This is a genomic window from Paenibacillus sp. JT22N1 (assembly GCF_059692155.1).
The window spans coordinates 210,999-228,800 of sequence record NZ_JCAUAW010000012.1; the positions used below are offsets into that span (position 1 = coordinate 210,999).

The 17,802-nt window shown below is 44.8% G+C and carries 16 protein-coding genes; 3 read left to right on the forward strand and 13 right to left on the reverse strand.

Annotation, left to right across the window (positions count from 1 at the left end; all coding sequences use genetic code 11):
- Window positions 1–271: 271 nt before the first annotated feature.
- From AC58UU_RS23380 to AC58UU_RS23435, 12 genes are all read right to left on the reverse strand, one after another.
- Window positions 272–1,375 carry a Ger(x)C family spore germination protein gene (locus tag AC58UU_RS23380; RefSeq protein WP_497319258.1) on the reverse strand — a complete coding sequence of 368 codons (1,104 nt, stop codon included), beginning with the start codon at window positions 1,373–1,375 and terminating at the stop codon, window positions 272–274.
- On the reverse strand, window positions 1,356–2,480 hold the full coding sequence (locus tag AC58UU_RS23385) for a GerAB/ArcD/ProY family transporter (protein ID WP_497319260.1): 1,125 nt from the start codon (window positions 2,478–2,480) through the stop codon (window positions 1,356–1,358). The genes AC58UU_RS23380 and AC58UU_RS23385 overlap by 20 nt, the downstream gene beginning before the upstream one ends.
- Window positions 2,477–3,805, reverse strand: a complete 1,329-nt coding sequence (locus AC58UU_RS23390) for a spore germination protein (RefSeq protein ID WP_497319262.1) — start codon at window positions 3,803–3,805, stop codon at window positions 2,477–2,479. Before AC58UU_RS23390 ends, AC58UU_RS23385 begins: the two co-directional genes overlap by 4 nt.
- An 860-nt stretch (window positions 3,806–4,665) precedes the next feature.
- Entirely contained in the window at window positions 4,666–5,616 is a 951-nt protein-coding gene (locus AC58UU_RS23395; RefSeq protein WP_497319264.1) for a sugar phosphate isomerase/epimerase family protein, read from the reverse strand.
- Window positions 5,617–5,647: 31 nt separating this feature from the next.
- Window positions 5,648–5,962: a DMT family transporter gene (locus AC58UU_RS23400; protein WP_497319266.1), complete on the reverse strand. Its 315-nt coding sequence runs from the start codon at window positions 5,960–5,962 to the stop codon at window positions 5,648–5,650.
- Window positions 5,962–6,303 carry a DMT family transporter gene (locus AC58UU_RS23405; RefSeq protein ID WP_497319268.1) on the reverse strand — a complete coding sequence of 114 codons (342 nt, stop codon included), beginning with the start codon at window positions 6,301–6,303 and terminating at the stop codon, window positions 5,962–5,964. Before AC58UU_RS23405 ends, AC58UU_RS23400 begins: the two co-directional genes overlap by 1 nt.
- Entirely contained in the window at window positions 6,303–7,061 is a 759-nt protein-coding gene (locus AC58UU_RS23410) for an HAD family hydrolase (protein WP_497319270.1), read from the reverse strand. The genes AC58UU_RS23405 and AC58UU_RS23410 overlap by 1 nt, the downstream gene beginning before the upstream one ends.
- Window positions 7,058–7,849, reverse strand: coding sequence for a DeoR/GlpR family DNA-binding transcription regulator (locus AC58UU_RS23415; protein ID WP_464651708.1), 792 nt, complete (start codon window positions 7,847–7,849; stop codon window positions 7,058–7,060). The genes AC58UU_RS23410 and AC58UU_RS23415 overlap by 4 nt, the downstream gene beginning before the upstream one ends.
- A gap of 15 nt (window positions 7,850–7,864) precedes the next feature.
- Entirely contained in the window at window positions 7,865–8,887 is a 1,023-nt protein-coding gene (locus AC58UU_RS23420) for an ABC transporter ATP-binding protein (protein WP_497319273.1), read from the reverse strand.
- Window positions 8,884–9,693 (reverse strand): ABC transporter permease, encoded by an 810-nt coding sequence (locus AC58UU_RS23425; protein ID WP_497319275.1) that lies wholly within the window; start codon window positions 9,691–9,693, stop codon window positions 8,884–8,886. Before AC58UU_RS23425 ends, AC58UU_RS23420 begins: the two co-directional genes overlap by 4 nt.
- Entirely contained in the window at window positions 9,690–10,538 is an 849-nt protein-coding gene (locus tag AC58UU_RS23430; protein WP_497319278.1) for an ABC transporter permease, read from the reverse strand. The genes AC58UU_RS23425 and AC58UU_RS23430 overlap by 4 nt, the downstream gene beginning before the upstream one ends.
- A 29-nt stretch (window positions 10,539–10,567) precedes the next feature.
- The gene (locus tag AC58UU_RS23435) at window positions 10,568–11,674 is read right to left on the reverse strand and encodes an ABC transporter substrate-binding protein (RefSeq protein WP_497319280.1); all 1,107 of its coding nucleotides are present in this window, start codon (window positions 11,672–11,674) and stop codon (window positions 10,568–10,570) included.
- A 350-nt stretch (window positions 11,675–12,024) separates the two neighbouring features.
- Between AC58UU_RS23435 and AC58UU_RS23440 the strand changes: the two genes are divergently transcribed.
- Genes AC58UU_RS23440 through AC58UU_RS23450 form a run of 3 tightly spaced genes read left to right on the forward strand, consistent with a single transcriptional unit; the run spans window position 12,025 to window position 15,696 of the window.
- The gene (locus AC58UU_RS23440; protein ID WP_497319282.1) at window positions 12,025–13,494 is read left to right on the forward strand and encodes a spore germination protein; all 1,470 of its coding nucleotides are present in this window, start codon (window positions 12,025–12,027) and stop codon (window positions 13,492–13,494) included.
- Window positions 13,472–14,560 (forward strand): GerAB/ArcD/ProY family transporter, encoded by a 1,089-nt coding sequence (locus tag AC58UU_RS23445; protein ID WP_497319283.1) that lies wholly within the window; start codon window positions 13,472–13,474, stop codon window positions 14,558–14,560. Before AC58UU_RS23440 ends, AC58UU_RS23445 begins: the two co-directional genes overlap by 23 nt.
- A gap of 5 nt (window positions 14,561–14,565) precedes the next feature.
- Window positions 14,566–15,696 (forward strand): Ger(x)C family spore germination protein, encoded by a 1,131-nt coding sequence (locus AC58UU_RS23450; protein ID WP_497319284.1) that lies wholly within the window; start codon window positions 14,566–14,568, stop codon window positions 15,694–15,696.
- A gap of 223 nt (window positions 15,697–15,919) precedes the next feature.
- Here AC58UU_RS23450 and AC58UU_RS23455 read toward each other — a convergent pair whose 3' ends face one another.
- Complete coding sequence (locus tag AC58UU_RS23455; RefSeq protein WP_497319285.1) at window positions 15,920–17,797, reverse strand: heparinase II/III domain-containing protein; 1,878 nt, start codon at window positions 17,795–17,797, stop codon at window positions 15,920–15,922.
- Window positions 17,798–17,802: the final 5 nt, after the last annotated feature.

Genomic DNA, 17,802 nt, shown 5'->3' on the forward strand with positions numbered 1-17,802 from the left:
GCGATCATACTTACTACATCGTGCCCTCGTGATCTGGCAAACAAAAAGTCTTTATCCTACCCACTTTATTAGACGGATCTCTGGTAATATTTTGTTGCGTTAAACTGCCCGTTCGTATAGAGGTCAGCCAGTTTTTTCTGGTTGACCACTTTCTCTTTCATCCCAATTTCCAAAGTTGAAATTACGAAGTGGTGAATCTTTCCATTAAATCGCTTATTGCATAAAGCATCATACCTATTGGCCTATTAATCCCTGCAGGTTGAAAAAAACGCTACTCCAAAATGCCTCTTTTGACGATGTTTATGGTGATTTTGGGTTCAATGGATATTTCGGGATAGACCTTATCCCATTGGATCGTTTTCCAATAGCTGTTATGATGAGCTTTTATTTGCAACCCTATGCCGAAGGCGTCGCAATTGGCTTTCTGCATCTCCTTAATGACTTTCTTCGCCTGTTCGTTCAACTTTTGCTCCAATTTCAAGCCGATCTCCTTCAGCATTTCTTCATCGACGTGAATATTTAAGGGCACTTCTACCAAATTACAATCAAAGTCGGCGCTTATGACGGCCTTGACGGAGCCCTTGTCAGTCGTGACGTCTATGTTACGGTCGCCTCGGTTCATGAACAGCGAAACATCCGTGTTTAGGGGGGTGACATGCTCGGTGATGGTAAAGTACTCAGGTTTGAATTTTGAAAGCATGATCAAGTGCATGGATGCTTTACTGTCCAGCTCGCCGGTCATCCGCTTGTCGTGGAATAGCGCGAGTCCCGTTATTTTAACCCGATCGGTGCCCATTGGATTGACGATCGGAATCGTAGCGTCGATACCGTGATCCGAAAACATCGAATAAAATAAATAAGGAGAGACTTTCGGAATCAGACCGTTCTCTTCGCCACTTTGTAGCAAATCGTAAAGATAATCGCTGAGCATCAAGCGATCCGCTACTTTCAACCGTAGCACCTCGCTTGCGGAATCATCCACGATGGCCATCTTGACATTGATCGGACTATGGGCTTCTCGGTAATACGATTCCAGCGCAGGATACAAGCCTTTGGCTGCGAATCGCTTGTTGATGAGAATGAGGCGTGTTTTCCCGAAGTCCAGCTCCTGGGAAACGGCCTTCTTAATTTCCAAGTAGGCTTCGTTGATCGTCCTTCCTTCAGCGCCGATGGCCGGCACAATAATGCTGGATTGGGATATGCTTGGTGACTTAATGGTCGGAATGGTTATGGTGAACCGAATTCGGCCGTTTTCAAGCAGGTCGAAGCCTTCTGCCATCTCAATGCGTACTTCCTTCAATTCACGTTGGTCCCAGCACCCAGTCAACCATGGAATAAAGAGAACCAGAATTAAGCTACTTATGACCGGCTTCATATTCGAAGTCCTTTCCCCCTAATAGCCATCTTTTAAGGTAGATCATTATCAGCATCGTTGCCGGGATCCCGATAGCTGCAGCCGGCGCATAAAGGGAGATAAAATTTTGGAGGCGGGTTATTTGTGAGATATCCAGCTTCCATTGGCCAAGCCCGATCAAGACAAGCGCGCTCACGAGCAGTGTCGGAATTTGGATTCCCTTCTTAGGAGTTGCGATAGCAGTTACCGAGGACACAAACAATAACAGATAGGTAGATAATGTAGTGATCATAAACAGGATCCAACATGACAGCACGATCAGATCCATTCGCTCGATGATCTTGAAAGATATAGATTTGAACATAAACAGCAGCGGCTCGCGGATGAAACTGATCATTTCGGAGCTCAAGATGGCCGTCGCAGAGAATACGCAGAGCATATAAATGGCGGTGATTGTGAAATTACAGAAAATCGCAATGCGCAAGACGGATTTAGAGGGTATCTGAAAACAAGGCGATAGAACCATTAGAATTTCGAGGCCCACAAACGACATCATACTTTGCCAAGTACTGTAGCCGATATTTACAGGGCCGAAAGAAAATAGAGGCATCACGTTGTGTAAGTTGGCATCCTTGAGCGTATAACAGATAAGCCCTATGAACAAGGGGACGAATGCTGTGGCGAACACGGCTATGCGGGCCAAAACACGGGGCGGATTGGAAACGAGATAGGTGCATCCGCCAACGAGTAGCAAAGCCAGAATCCATGCAGGAGTTCCCTCGTAAGCCCAAACATGGGATATAAAGACCCAATTCGCGAGATTTTCATAGCATATGGTAAACGAATAGACGGCAAAAACCACGATGAGAAAGCCTCCCAAGTACGGGCCGAGCCGTCGCCGTACCATCTGCAACACGGTTTTGCTCCTGTCCTGCTCGCTAAGCTTCCAAACCACGAGCAGTAGAATAAGATTCAATAGGCCACCTAATAAGCAGGCAATCCAGCCATCCGATCCGGCATCGGCGTCAACCAAATGCGGGAGGGATAAGAAACTAAGGCCGAACTGCGCTTGGAACAGCAGACAGAACAACTGAATGGGGCCGATAGGTAGTTTTACGTTTTTCATCGTTTGAAGCTCCTAACCGGTAAGCAGTACGGAACGCCGAATGGCTCTAAGGCAAAAAAGTGGATGAGGAATCCGACAAGTGCGAGCACAATACCGTAAAAACCCAGGATTGTCGCCCCGAAAATAAGCATTAACTGCATAATGGTAATGGAAGAGCGTAACTCCATGGAAGGAATCACAAACTTCCCGATGGTCGTAATCGCGATGACAACGATCAGGATATTGGACACGAATCCGATTTTAACGAGTGACTCACTGATAACGATGCCTCCGACAATGCCCGTCATCTGGGCAAGCGTCGAGGGCAGACGTAGAGTGGCTTCAGCAAGGAGCTGGAAAATGAATATCATGAGTAACGTTTCGAATACCGGGGAATAGGGTACGTTTTCAAGGGAGCTCTTGATGCTAAAAACCATTTTGAACGGAAGGACTTCATAATTGAAGCCGACAATCGCGATATAAAGACTCGGCAGAATTAGCCCAAATAGCAATCCAATTATTCTAACCATCCTCATCATTAACGACGGGTATGTACCTTGTATCAGGTCGTCCACTGTCATCATAAACGTATAGAAGGAAGCTGGTAGAATAAGGCTTGAACTGCTTTGGTCGCAAAGCACGCTGACTCTTCCCCGGGCCAGTAGGGCCGCCGCGAAATCAACGCGTTCCGTATTAAAGGTTTGCGGAAAAATGGAATACTTATTCTCTCGCAGTTGTTTCCGAATAAGACCGGGATGCAAGTCGTGCGATGATGACAGTGAGGATAATCGGTCAGCAACTTCTTTTACGATGCGCTCCTCGGCTGTTCCTTCCAACCATACCAAAGCGATTAGACGCATGGATTTTTTGCCTAGCTTGAAATAGCGTACTCTGAGTTCACTACAGGACAAGTGGTTGCGAATTAAATTCAAGTTCGTCTGCAAATGCTCAACGAAACCGTCTCTATTGCCTGCTAAGGACCGTTCATTCTCGGGTTCCTGGGGAGAGCGCTTGGTTTGCTGGCTGACATCAAAGCTGCAACAGAGATCTGCTGCTTCATCATAAATAATAGCTCTGCCTTGAAGCAGAGCGTCGACAGCATCTTGTATTGAGAGACAAGGGTTTACTTTAGTAGCGGTGAGCAGTTCTTCCAGACGCATCGCGTGCCCATCTTTGGATTCACTCTGTAACTGCTTAAGTAGGCTAGCTTCAATTTTGATTGGGTCGCACATCGTTTCTAAATAGAGAAGGGTGGCTTTGCCTTCGCCCACATTAAGTTCGCGCATGATTAAATCTTCGGTATAAAATAAGGCTTCTTGAATCGAAGCGATTTTAATGGTCTGCAATGCGAGTCCCCCCCCTTATCTGTTTTTATGATGACCAGAATTTAGGAAAGTAATGCATTCGCAAATGTTTTCTTAACTTTAGACAATAGTTACTGAGAGAGCTCTATTGGACCATTAGCAATGTTGTGTTGATTGGTAAGGGCAAATACGAGTTATGACAAAAGGGTCAAGTTCTTGTCGCTCGCACGTCCATAAAAGGGACAAGTTCTTGTCGTCCGACAATTGCGTGGTTATTACCCCCATAAGAAAAAAGAATGGAGCCCCGAAAGTCTCCCCTTTTAGAAACTCTTTCAACACTAGCTGTTTGCGAATATACTACAGTGACCGCTCGTACTAGAAGTCAAGTAGAAAAATAGGAATTCAAACTCAATTCGTTGTTTACAAGCCTCGGGACAGATCAGAGCACTAGAACTAAATTTCGTTAGTTAGTACTATGATGTATTGGAGTGTTTGAAGCAGAGGGTGCTGCGGGATGAAAAACTAGGCTTTAACTCTTTTTGAGATGAATAAAAATTAGTTTTTCTACAAGATGAAATAGTATTCCAGAGGATATTCCTACTACCAATCCTGTAATGATGTATGTTCCTAAAAATTTTTGACTAGACCCTGGTACGCCTCCGATCAAAAGTCGGAAAAAGAATCCAGTAAGTTTATATTCGCTTGAATTACCTTTAATGGGAGACAAGTTGTTGCTGCAGTGTTTGTGGATTTTGATTAACTAGAGTATGTGAAAACGACTGGTGAATCAATTCAGTTTTACAAAAAAAAAAGCACGAGGGTCTTATACCTCATGCTTTTTAATTAAAATATCTTGAAATATTTCCTTCCTGCGTGATGACCTTTAGATGAGAACATTTAATTTAACGGCAATATTTCTCCCTTAATGCCAGCGTGTATTGAATCGATTGCTCTACGCCTTTATTTTGATCTTCAATCATTTTTGCCAAAAGTTCTTCTGGCGGGTAATAATAGTCCTCGGGTCTAATGATATTTAAATCATAAGGGGGCTTTTCAACTTTAAATGCTCCCTCACCAACTTCAAATACACCTCCGGTTCCCGGTTCTCTTTTGAAAGACACGGAATACGGGAAACACATTTCCACATTGATACGGGTAAGTGTCGATTGTTCTACCAATATTTTGAAACATTCCTCTGTATCAATATTGCCCATTCCTATAGGAACTCCGCATACCTGGAAGTCCTCGCCGTCATGAATAATGATGTGGTCTTTAAAATGGGTCGTAAATGCATACGGCGCCAATTTCCTGACAGCGGCGACCGGATCCTCCCATGCCATCATGCTATTGCCGATATCGCAGTGTGCACCCACCCAAGGGCTACCCACTTCCTTGATGATTTGAATGACTTCATCCGCAATCTCTTCTTCATGATTTTCCACGGCCAGTCGAATTCTGTATTTCTTCAGTAACGGGACAAGCTGCGCGATGTCTTGCGGAGCTCTACTCAATTTACCCGGATCATATCCGTCAGTGCAAACGTAAGTCCGAATGACGTCGGCCCCTATCTGATGAGCAGCTTCAATCACTTGCGTTAAATGCCCCGGATCCGTTCCGCGCGTATCGATCTCAGCAAAAAATCCGTATTTCCGGATTTCGTTTCTTACTTTAGCCAAATATTCGGGATCAAATGATTCAAGAACCCCCCACCCCGGCAGCCCCGGCCAAGGGTTAATATTCAGCATGACACCGTCTAATCCCAATTCGGCTGTCTTGCGGATAAATTGAAATACATCCATTTTGCCAGAAATGAACAGCAAGTGATAACTTTCAGTTTCCAACCCGATTTTCATAATCTCTCCTCCGTATCCTATGACATCCTTATTACGCCGACAGCTTTAATCCAATGGCAGCGATAACGACCATGCTAATAAACAATAACCGCCGCCAATCTTTCGATTCGCCATATATAAACATGCCGATCAGCGTACTTCCTACAGTTCCTATTCCTGTCCAAACCGCATATGCCGTACCCATAGAAATGGTTTTCATCGTTTGGGACAGCAAAAAGAAACTTAATGAGAAGCTGACGGCTAGCAGGATAACTGTCTTCCAACTTTTGTTTTTGCTCAGTTTGTTCAGACTCACAGCCCCAGCGATCTCAAAAGCGCCTGCGAGAATTAAGCAAATCCAGCCCACTACGCCCCGGCCCCTTCCTTCTCGGATTGTTTCGTTATCATTTTGAGTCCGATAACACCGGTCAGCAATAATAGAATGAGTGCTATTTTAGCCCAGCTAAACGGCTCTCCAAACACGAGCATCTCGACGATGACGGTCTCAAAAGTGCCGAGTCCGGTGAAAACCGCATAGACCGTTCCGACGGGCAGTTTTTTTGAAGAACGAATCAGCATGTCAAAAGTAATATAAATCGCTGTTAAAGTTCCTAGCCATTCCCACCAGCTATCCGCATGCTTCAATCCAGTTACCCAGCCAACCTCGAAAATACTCGCAATCAGCACATAAGACCAATCCCGCTTCATCAGATTTGCATCTTCTTCCAAATCAAGTCGCCGTTCTCCGTAACGATATCCCCGACTGTATTTATGATGAGATCAGCGAATCCGCTTAACTCGGCTGTTCCACTAACACCGGAGAGAACACCGATCGCGAGTCCTGCCGAACCGTTCTTCGCAAATTGAAGATCGACAACCGTATCGCCGGCGACAGCCACTTCTTCCGCGCTGATATTCGCAATCTCGCAAAATACTTGAATCATGCTTGGATTCGGCTTTTTCTCGAAATAATCCGATGTGCCGATAAAATCAAAATAACCTTGAATGCCGATTTTATGCAAAAAGAACATCGTAGAATCCCGGTCATCCGCTGTTGCGACACCCATTTTAATACCATGCCGGCGAAGCCGATCCAGTAAATTCGGCAAATCCGCTGTCGGCTTTAGATTGTCCCGATTGGCTTTGGTCAAGCTGTAAAGCTCATCTGTCATCCAAACATCCAGCCCGACCAGTTTCTCCTGACTTACATCCGCTTTCGTCAGCTCCTGAACAAACGCCCCGTATATATCCTGTGTAGTGCCGCTGGCCAGAAACCCCTTCGGATCTACTTTATTGTCATGAAGCCCGATAGAAATGAGCAAATCGTCCTTCAACTCCGGGCAATTGGCGATTTCTAGCTTTTCAAGCAAACGATCCGCTAGCTGCGTAGCCACCAAGACCCAACTGGAATAAAAATCCATTAATGTTCCGTCTTTATCAAATAAAATCCCTTTAATCTGTTTCACTTGACAATCTCCTCATCCGCTGTAACCCATTCGATATTCTCCAAAGAAGAGTTCCACGATTGCGGCGCTTGTTGGTCGCAAACGATCACGTTGATCTGGTCAAGCTGCGCGAATTTGCACAATGCTTCAGCACCGATCTTGCCATGATCCGCAAGGATAATTTTTTCTTTCGCCACCTGAATCATCTTGGCCGAAATCGACGATTCTTCCAGCGTATATTCCATAACACCCGAAAGGGAGATGCCTCCCGGCGAAATAAAAGCTTTATTTACACAAAACAGATCCAGCATTTTTTCACAAACAGATCCACTCGTTGAATACTGCTCTTCATTCAATTCCCCGCCTAACAGAATCACTTTTCCGTGAAATAAACCCTGATTTAAAGAATCCAATAGCGTATGCGACGTAGGTACCGAATTGGTCAGAATGGTGACCTTATTGACGCCGCGGAGAGCGTGCGCCATTTCAAGGATCGTGGTTCCTCCTCCCATGACGATCGTATCTCCGTCTCTTACCAGCTGCGCGGCTTTCTGAGCCACTTTCTTTTTGTTTTCCAGACTAACATCTTTGCGTTGATAGAACGACGGTTCACCCAGTTGAAAATTAATTTTGACAGCTCCGCCATGCACACGTTTGAGAAGTCCTTCCTTCTCCAGCATATCAAGGTCGCGCCGGACGGTTTCCATTGAAACGTCCATCAGTTTAGCTAATTCAGCCGCGTTCACTTTACCGTAAGCTTGTAATCGATCAAGAATAAAGTTTTTTCTCTCTAACGACAAAACCGACACGACGATCATCCTCCTCTATTCTAACAAGTTGCACGCTGACGCCGGAATCCACACCTTAATGAACAATTCCTCATCAACAGCGTTTTTATGGGGAACATTCAGCTCATCCACCGACAGGTTTATATCTTGTGCTTGAATCTCATAGCGGCGCACATTGCCTCGAACCGTCATACTCTTCACGATCCCTTCAAGCCATAGGCCAGGCTCCTGCTGATCGGACAACACATCGTGCGGGTGCAGCTCCATAACCTCCGGACGAATGGCATAGCTTCCGGGCTTGAAGGATTGTCCAGTTAATCGGGAAAGTTCACGATCCGTCAATACGTTATAGCTGCCGATAAAGCGGGCCACAAACTCGTTTTTCGGGGAAGCGTAAATATGCTCCGGCTTGCCCTGATGAACAATTTTTCCGCCATTCATAATGAAAATACGGTCAGAAATCGTCATCGCCTCTTCCTGGTCATGCGTAACGAATATCATCGTCATCTTCAATTCCCGCTGAATGTTTCGCAGTTCGGTTTGCAGGTTTTTCCTGATTTTGGCATCAAGAGCACTTAAAGGTTCATCCAACAGCAGAATATCCGGTTCAGTGACGATCCCTCTGGCAAGCGCTACACGCTGCTGCTGCCCGCCGGATAATTGATGCGGATAAGAGGATGCTTTATCGGACATATGGATTAACTCGATCACTTGGTTGACCTTAACGGCTATCTCGTTTCGAGGCCATTTTCTCATTTTCAAACCGAATGCAATGTTATCGAAAACAGTCATGTTCGGAAACAGGGCATAGGATTGAAAAACCATGCCGACATTTCTGCGCTGCGGCGGAAGCTGGGAGATATCGTTTCCATTAACGCTGATCGTCCCGCCGTCCAGCTTTTCCAACCCGGCGATGGAACGCAGCAGCGTGCTTTTCCCGCAGCCGCTTGGTCCCAGTAAGGTAACCAGCTCCCCTTTTTCTATCTGGAGAGATACTTGCTTCAGTACAGTAGAATCCGCGTATTGCTTCAACGCTTGATCGATTTGGACGTAGCTCATGATACCTTCTCCTTGATTTCATCTAACTTACGGTAGCGTCTGCCTAATCTCAACATCAACCACGAAATGGCCGCTACCATTAGAAAGTACGTAATTACAATGCTGCTGGCCAAGTGGCCGTTTTCATTCAAGCGTCTCATTAAATAAATTTGGATCGTTTCATAATATCCGCCGATGAGAAAATTGGCCAGGACGAATTCGCCGATCAGGATCGAGAATGATAATAAGGCGGACACCAGCATGCCGGTTACCATGTTAGGCATAATAACGAATGCGAAACCCTTGATTTTACTTGCTCCCAACACTTCAGCGGCTTCCATCAACCTTTTGGCGTCAATCGTTCGCAAATTGTTTCGGATACCTTGATACATATAGGGAAGAACGAGTACGTAATACGCTCCGATTAATATCCATATCGTCCCGGACAATACGATCGGCCCGCTTGAATACACCTTGATTAATCCAACGGCCGCGACCACCCCCGGAACAGCGAAGGGGATCATGACAAGCGTCTGCAGCACACGCTCCATTTTAGGCAAATACAAGAACACGACAAAGATGGCAATCGACATGGTAACTACACTTAGAACAAGTGTAATTGCAGATACGAGAAGCGTACGCCCGACTGCTTGTAAAAATCGGGGATCCGTATACAAATTCTCATACGCGCTGAACGTATAGGATACCGGGAGAATCGTGTGATGCCATTCTTTGGCGATCGAATACAAGAACGTTGCCGCAAGCGGCAGGAAGAGATATAGAAAAGTCACCGAAATGATCATCGTGTGCAGCCATTTTTTCTTCATCGCAAATCTCTCCTGAACCGTCGCATCATACGTTCATTACACCACATCGCCATGACCATCATCAATCCTAAAATGACGGCCAAAGCGCTGCCGAGTTGCGGTCTTGTGGCAACATCTCCGGCTACAAGCGCGCCGATACGGATAGGCAGCAAATTATAGCTGCCCCCCACTAAAGCATAGGCTGTTGCATAAGCGCCCATGGCGTTGGCGAGAAGAATGCTGAACGTACCGACCACACTGGGAATAATAACAGGGAATCCGATTCGCAGCCAAAATTGGAAGGCCGATGCGCCAAGCAACGCGGCGGATTCCCGCCACTGTCTTTGAATACCTGAATAGGCCGGATAAAGCATCAGAATGGCTAACGGCACCTGGAAATATACATACACAGCCACTAAACCGCTCCAACTGTATAGATTGAATGATCCTGTAATGTTCCAACCCCATTCTTTGAATAGGAGCGTAAAAACTCCACTGTTGCCGAGCAAAATGATGAAAGCAAAGGCCAACGGCACGCCGGAAAAATTTGACGTTAAATTCGAGAATGTCACTAGAGCGGCTTGGATCTTCGCAGGCATTCTTGTCATGGAATACGACGTAGCGATGGCGATCGCGATACCGATTGAGCTGGCATATACAGAAATGAGCAGGCTGTTCAGCATACCTTTTGTATAATAAGGATTGGTTAAAGCCGTTATATACTGCTTAAACGTATACGTGATCCCGTCATCCGCAAGAAAGCTGTCGCGGATCATGGCAATCAGAGGCAGCAGCTCGAACCCGACAATCAGCAGGGCAAACGGAAGCAGAGCAATGACGGCGAGCAGCGTGACTTTGTGATTCATTCAGACAAACCTCACTTCTTTTTAATCCGTCACTTGATGTTAACTAAAACTTGTTCTTGCCACAGCTGCGGAATTTTTTTGGATGTTTCATCCCATAATTTAAAATCCGTGATCGGTTTCGCATTTCGATACTGCTCGTTAGGAATTAGCTTCTTGGCGACATCTTCCGGCAATTTGACGTTACTGCGAATCGGACGGGCATAGCCTTTGGCCAGATTGATCTGTCCCTCGTCACTCAAAATATATTCGCGGACAAGCTTCGCGGCATTCGGATGAGGCGCATACTTGTTAAGGATGGTTGTATATCCTCCGATGATGCTGCCTTCTTGCATGATGTTAACGTCAAAACGATTCGGATCGAATTGGTCTTTAAAGCCGAGCGACACAAAATCCCACAGAATCGCAACTTGCACTTCACCTTTCTCCAAATCTGCTTTGGTTACATCTTTCGTAACCAATCTGTTCTGCTTGGCCAATTTCGCAAAGAAGTCCAATCCGGGCTGAATGTTGCCCTCATTGCCTCCATGCGCGACCGCCGCTGCCAGTACGCCCATTTGCGCTTGCGATGACTTGGTGACATCCGGAATCTGAACTTTATAATCGCCTTTTTCAATATCTCCCCATGTTTTCGGCGGATTTTTTACCTGCGCGTTATCGACAAGCACGGAGATTGTACCTTGATAATCAACCAGCCAGTGGCCGTCTTTGTCCTTCGCCCAGTCCGGAATATCGTTCCAGTAAGACGTTTTATACGGCATGGTCACGCCTTTTTGCATGGCGATCGGTCCGAAAGCCATCCCTACATCTCCGATATCCGCCGTTGGATTGTTCTTTTCAGCGTCAAATTTGGCGATTTCCTCTGAGCTTGTTAAATCCGTATCCGAATGAGTTAATCCGTATTTGGAGGTGATATTGCCCCAGGTTTCTTTCCAGTTGGCCCAGTCATCGGGCATCCCGACACTGACAACCTTGCCTTCCTGCCTCGCCAGGTTTTGAATCTCTTCCAAAGTCTGTTCTTTGGCCGGAACCGGAGTACTTGTCGCAGGAGCGGATTGCTGAGGCGCGCCACAGGCAGTCATACTCAGAGCCATCAAACTAATGATCAGGGCTGATTTCAATGATAGATGTTTTTTCATAATGAATCCCTCCGTATTTTGTGTATTTGTGCGTTTTTGTTGTTTTCATCAACAAATCAATTGTATAATCGCAACGTTAACCACAAATCAAATAGGTGTAAATGTTTTGTAAAGAAAAAAGACTACTTTTCGCCGATCTCATCATGGGAAAAGTAACCTTTAAAGTTTGTGAAGCTGTCGTTTAATTCATGTATTCGCTATTGTACGTTTCCAATTCATAACTTTGTCGGAATAATGCTCATTTTATTGGTTAAATTAATCAAAATTGGAATGTACTTGGATGGAGTCGAATGAGGAATCTCATAAGGAAATTGTTGTCGAACAATCACGAAGTAGTAAAAAGGGGACATATGAAAATGAGTGTATATCCCCATTTGCAAAAAAATAAGGAATACATTCAAGACCAATTGTTTCATTCGGGTGATCTGAAATACCGGAGTATTAAGTTTAATCAATTAGATGGTCTTATCGTCTTTTTAGAATCCCTGTCTGATCAACAGAGAATTCAAAAAGAAATTATTCAGCCTATAGAAGAAAAAAAAGCAGGAACCGTGGATGAACTCATTACTTCTATGGAGATTACGAAAATATCGGATCTGGGCGAGGTGCCACACGCCTTAGTTCAAGGGAAATGCTTATTGTTATTTGAAGGTCAAGTAGAGGCCTATATTATCGATGTAACAGCAAACTATAAACGGAGTATATCAGAGCCAGTAAATGAAGGAGTCGTTCGCGGCGCCCATGATGGCTTTATCGAGCACCTAATTACAAATCTGTATCTAGTTCGAAAACGTATTGAAAATCCGAACTTGGTCGTTCGGTATTACCAGGTTGGAAAGACAACCAAAACAAAGTTGGCTCTTCTCTATATGCAGGATCTGGTGAATCCGGATTTGGTCAAAGAAGTGGATCATAGACTCGGTTCCATTGCTATGGATACCACGCTCTCCCCTGGATTCATTGCCGAGTTGATTGCAGACAACCCGTTTTCTCTATTTCCACAAATTTTATTTACGGAAAGACCGGATCGGGCGACAGCTCATCTCATGGAAGGCCGTGTAGTTATTTTATCTGATGGAGACCCGACTGCGCTGATTTTGCCAGTGACTTTCTTTGCCTTTTATCAAAGCCCGGATGATTATCATAGCGGGTGGATAGTCGGATCGTTCATACGTTTGATTCGTTTGGTAAGCTTTATCATCGCATCTCTCGTACCTGCTTTATATATTGCGATTATTGGCTATCATCCAGAAATTCTCCCATCAAATTTGATTTATACCGTAAAAAGCAGCATAGACAGAGTTCCCTTTCCACCTATTGTGGAGGCATTACTTATGCAGATTACCTTAGAGGTGCTACGTGAAGCGGGAGTTCGTTTGCCGAGCCGAGTAGGTCAAACCGTCAGCGTTGTAGGCGGCCTGGTTATCGGTGAATCGGTAGTTCGAGCTGGATTGGTTTCATATCCCATGGTGATCGTAGTCGCTTTAACCGCTATTTCGTCCTTTGTGGCCCCTTCTAGTGAAATAAGTACAGCCACTCGCATCCTGAGTTTCCCTCTCATGATTCTGGCCTCGATGTTCGGCTTGATCGGTATCATGTTCGGCTTGTTATTTATCTTAATTCACTTATGTAAATTAGAGTGCTTCGGTTCAGCCTATTTTGCGCCGGTAATGCCGCTTCGAATCAAAGATTTGAAAGATGCATTAGTACGTTTTCCAATCTGGAGCTTAAATCAGCGTCCTCATGACCCGCATCCAAGAAAATTAACTCAAGAAAAGAATTCAAGGAGGTGGGAACATGATGATCCCGGAAAAGAGTAGAATTACACAGGGACAATTTATGTTTTTTGTCATTCAGTCTCAAGTGGGGGTTGGAATCTTATCGCTTCCTCATAAAATGCAGGCTATAGCCAAGGGAGGAGGATGGATATCAACATTAATCGCCGGATTGGCCGTACAAGTGATTATTTTGATTCTATGGGCGCTATGCAGGCGTTATCCATCCGATACGATCTACGGTTTTTTACCCAAAATCGCCGGCAATATTTTTGGGAATCTGCTTGGCCTTGTTTATATCGGCTACTTTCTATTATCGGGGGGTATGGTCTTAGCCGTATTTGCCGATGTCGTGGGAAAGTGGGTGCTCCAAAGCACCCCTAGATGGGCGTTATTAATTCTTACTCTTCTCACCTGTATGTATTTGGTTAAAGAAAACCTTAGAGTGATTGCCAGACTGTTTGTCATCTCTTCGTTAACTGTCATTGTCATGGTGTTACTATCCATGTTCGGTTATTCCAATGTAAATTTCAGCTATATATTTCCTATTACTGAAGCTGGATGGGGAAAAATCATCGCAGCTGCGAATGAAGCATTGTTTCCTATGGTTGGATATGAAGTGATATTGGTGATTTATCCATTCGTTGAAGGGAAGAGCGGCGGGAAATTAAAAGCAGCTTCTTTAGGGAATATGGTAATTACACTTTTTTACACATTTGAGGTGTTTACAAGTTTAATTATATTCAGTCCTGCGGTTATGCCCTCCGTTCAAGAACCTTTACTGTATATGCTGAAAGGTTTTTCTTTCCAGATCATTCAGCGGATCGATTTAATTTTTTTATCTTTATGGGTTTTTGTTGTCAGCACTGCCATTGTCTCCTGGTTATTCATGGCAACAATAGGTTTGGGCAACCTATTTCACCGGGGAGAACATAAAAAGGCAGTCCCCTATGCCGGAATCATTCTATTTATCCTGGCTATGATTGCTCAAAATCCTTCGATCACCGACTTTTACGATCGCATGAATAAGATTTCTCACTATACGCTTGTAGTTGGGCTTCCTTTGATTCTGCTTATCTTCTCTTACCTTACTAGAAGAAGGATGGTGTAAACCGGATGAAACGGGTGAAAATGATCTGCTCTTCAAGCGGAGTTATTTGTGTTCTTTTATTGATGATTGGATGTTGGGATCAAGATCTTTTACAGAATGCCCGTTTGCTTTATGCAGAAGGGTTCGATCTCGCGCCGAATGGAGAGCTTCAAGCCACCTTTGTTATACGGGACGTTCCCGCTAGCGAACAACAGAGCCCTAAAAACGATATTATTTTCACGGTCGGAAATACGGCAAGGGAAGTCCAAAATAAAGCGGATGATATGATGTCCCGGCATCTTCGTAATTACAGAAATCGCGTAATTCTCATTGGAGAAGAACAGGCCAAACAAGATATTTATCCGATACTCGATTTTTTTTACCGCGACCCTAAGAGCGCTTTAAATGCGAGGTTCGGGGTGGTGCAAGGAAAAGCGGCTGACGTACTTTCTCTTAAAAAGGTAGGGAATGTCTTAATAGAAGAAGAAATTGATGAACTAATCAAGAGTAAAGAAGAAACGACATCCGTTCCTAAGGTGACCATTGAGACGATTTACTCTGTCATGATGGACCCCGGAGAGGATTTTGTTCTTCCATTTCTCACGGAAAAAGGGAAACGAGTCGACGTTTCGCGAATTGCCATGTTTCATAATCAGCAATTTACAGGGACACTAAGCCCTGAGGAATCTAGGATGTATTTATTTATGAAGGGCAATAAGGGGAAGATAGCGAGATTCACCAGAGAACTAAGTACTCATAAGGGGCATCAAAGCGGTCATGACTTTATAACCTTTAATGTAGAAAAATCAAAGCGAAAAATGAAGGTACTGACTCAATCGGGCGATAAAATCATGGTTACGATGGAATTAAAATGGAAAGTAAGTATCGATGAATATCCGAAAGATCGCTTAAATGATAAAAAAATGGTCTCACAACTAGACCAGTTTCTTTCTAAAGAGATGACCCATCTGGCAGAAGAAACGCTTGAGAAAATGCAAAAAGCCCGCTGCGACGGATTAGGTATCGGCCGACAACTATTGGCGTTCCATCCCGATATTTGGAAGAAGCAAAAGGAAGACTGGGGGAGCAACTACCAAAAAGTGAATTTTGTTACTGAGGTTCAGGTAGAAATCACAAAGAAAGGGATTATTAGTTAACCTAGACATCCGCAGCGTTCCGCCTGCTATGTTCCGCAAGTCTCAGTTCTCCGACAATCTGATTCCGGGAAGGCATTGTTAGTTTGAAATCAGGCGTCAAAGAGGGCAGATCCTTGTATTCGACCTGCCCTCCCCTTATCCTATAACCTATCGGGCTTTGCCGAAGATTTGGTATGGCGCCGAGACTCACGGTTTCCTGCTTTGCAAGCGATGAGGCCGCGAGTCATCCTTTGCAAATACGCATTGTCCATACAGATGCAGTAACAGCTTGTTTCGCCTTAAGAATAATTCTGTACAAATATTCGCCCCAGGCGGCCTGCAGCCTCTCATCTGTTAGTTTGATTACCTCGCTTGAAGCTAGAAGATTGCTTGCGTCATATTGAATATTTACCTTCTCGCCGCCAGGGTTTTGCAATAAAATGCTTCCATTGTTGTTAATCTGTGGCATACAAGGAGTCATCAAGTGGACGATAATATCATCGGTTGCCTGAATAAGTTCAAAATCGTCAACGATCTCGATATACGATGCTTGGCCGCGATAAAGGCTATAAGTTCGTTTCCACGAAACGATACCTGCTGTTTCCGGATAGGCACTAGTGAGATTCATCGATATTTGCGCCGCTTCATGATGGACCTGATAATGCACTTCACTTGCTTTATACGCAATGTCGGCCTTCTGCTGAATTCCATTTACCAAAGGTACATTGTGGTACGCTGACTGCATCGTCCAGATGTCGTACCGCTCCGGGCTAAACGTTTTGGCGGTATACGTTCCGACACCGGCATCAATAAGAAATGGTTTCCCGTCCGAATATACAAGGAAATGACCGATATCATTATGATTATGGCTCTCATCGTTATGGCCCCCTTTAACGGCCAAATACAAACCATGGCTGGAGCCTTCTTGCTCCCTGGCAGTCATAACTTCGATACTGTTCATCCAAACATCATGGACATATGGAGGTGTTTTTTTATTTTCCGTAATTTGCTCATCAAGAAAAAGGGAAGGAATCACGCGATGAAGCGTCAGCCATCTTGAGAGTGGCGGTTTGTTCGTTTGATAGGCGGATGACGCTAATCTCATCAGATTCCGATCCCCGATACGAGAGCCATATCGGTATGCAGTTGTGGCCTCGATATCAAATTTTGCGCTGCTATCGGCAAAATTGGCAAAATAATTATCGGCAATGTGAACTCGGTATAAATATCGTCCGATTTCTTGAATCAATGGCTCATCATACAAGTTAATTTTGCCTAGGGAAGCTTGGTAAAGCTGTTCCAGACAGTCAAACAACGCCCCTCCGGCACGATCCCAGTAAACCGGACCTTCATCGCATCCTCCGTCCGTACTGCAATCGCCTATATACCGGTCCAAAGTACGCATAACCTTTTCTATTGCCAGGTATCGCCGCTCATCATTTTTCTCCATTAATAGAAAAGCAGAAATACAATTAGAGTTGATCCACGGGTTCCAGTTGTTCATTTTACGGTTCGTTTCCAGTCCCATCCACCACAAATCGCTGCGTTCCAGATACGGATCGAAAATCCGGCGCTTCATTTCCAGTCGAATTCGACCGCAAATGTTTGGACTAACTGCATCCAGAGGCTTTTGCAAAAGGTAATGTGTGGTTGCCATCAGACTTGCCGTCTCCCCGGCAAACAGATCGATGTATTGATCCGAAATATTAGGTATGCAGTCAGATGAGCATGCTTTGGAAATAACCATATGAGGTGGAGTTACCCACGAGGTTTCTTCACAAATGGTCCAGATCCCATTCATGATCTGATCGATAAAGCGGCCTGCCCCCTCTATACATTCTGCAAGGACCAAGGAGGCCAATGCAATTCTGCGTTCCTCGTATTTGCTCTGGAATCGCATTACATTTCCATTTCTTGAATATTCCATGTAATCAACTGCCGTAAGGGCAGGCCACGAAAAGCTAAGGTAAGCTTCTCCTCTGGAAATCCAGAAGTTTCGAATCGTATCAGGAATCGATTCCCAAATTGCCCTATCATGGGCTTTTGGATATGGATTATAGTTTTCATACGTGGTTATTACCCTGGAAATATCATTCGCATAGCGCTCCGTTAGCATATTCATCGCCT

Bases quoted from the DNA above. Each gene is read 5' to 3' on its own strand.
- AC58UU_RS23380 (WP_497319258.1), bottom strand. From the start codon at position 1,375: ATGAAGCCGGTCATAAGTAGCTTAATTCTGGTTCTCTTTATTCCATGG.
- AC58UU_RS23385 (WP_497319260.1), bottom strand. From the start codon at position 2,480: ATGAAAAACGTAAAACTACCTATCGGCCCCATTCAGTTGTTCTGTCTG.
- AC58UU_RS23395 (WP_497319264.1), bottom strand. From the start codon at position 5,616: ATGAAAATCGGGTTGGAAACTGAAAGTTATCACTTGCTGTTCATTTCT.
- AC58UU_RS23405 (WP_497319268.1), bottom strand. From the start codon at position 6,303: ATGAAGCGGGATTGGTCTTATGTGCTGATTGCGAGTATTTTCGAGGTT.
- AC58UU_RS23420 (WP_497319273.1), bottom strand. From the start codon at position 8,887: ATGAGCTACGTCCAAATCGATCAAGCGTTGAAGCAATACGCGGATTCT.
- AC58UU_RS23425 (WP_497319275.1), bottom strand. From the start codon at position 9,693: ATGAAGAAAAAATGGCTGCACACGATGATCATTTCGGTGACTTTTCTA.
- AC58UU_RS23430 (WP_497319278.1), bottom strand. From the start codon at position 10,538: ATGAATCACAAAGTCACGCTGCTCGCCGTCATTGCTCTGCTTCCGTTT.
- AC58UU_RS23435 (WP_497319280.1), bottom strand. From the start codon at position 11,674: ATGAAAAAACATCTATCATTGAAATCAGCCCTGATCATTAGTTTGATG.
- AC58UU_RS23440 (WP_497319282.1), top strand. From the start codon at position 12,025: ATGAAAATGAGTGTATATCCCCATTTGCAAAAAAATAAGGAATACATT.
- AC58UU_RS23445 (WP_497319283.1), top strand. From the start codon at position 13,472: ATGATGATCCCGGAAAAGAGTAGAATTACACAGGGACAATTTATGTTT.
- AC58UU_RS23450 (WP_497319284.1), top strand. From the start codon at position 14,566: ATGAAACGGGTGAAAATGATCTGCTCTTCAAGCGGAGTTATTTGTGTT.
- AC58UU_RS23455 (WP_497319285.1), bottom strand. From the start codon at position 17,797: ATGAATATGCTAACGGAGCGCTATGCGAATGATATTTCCAGGGTAATA.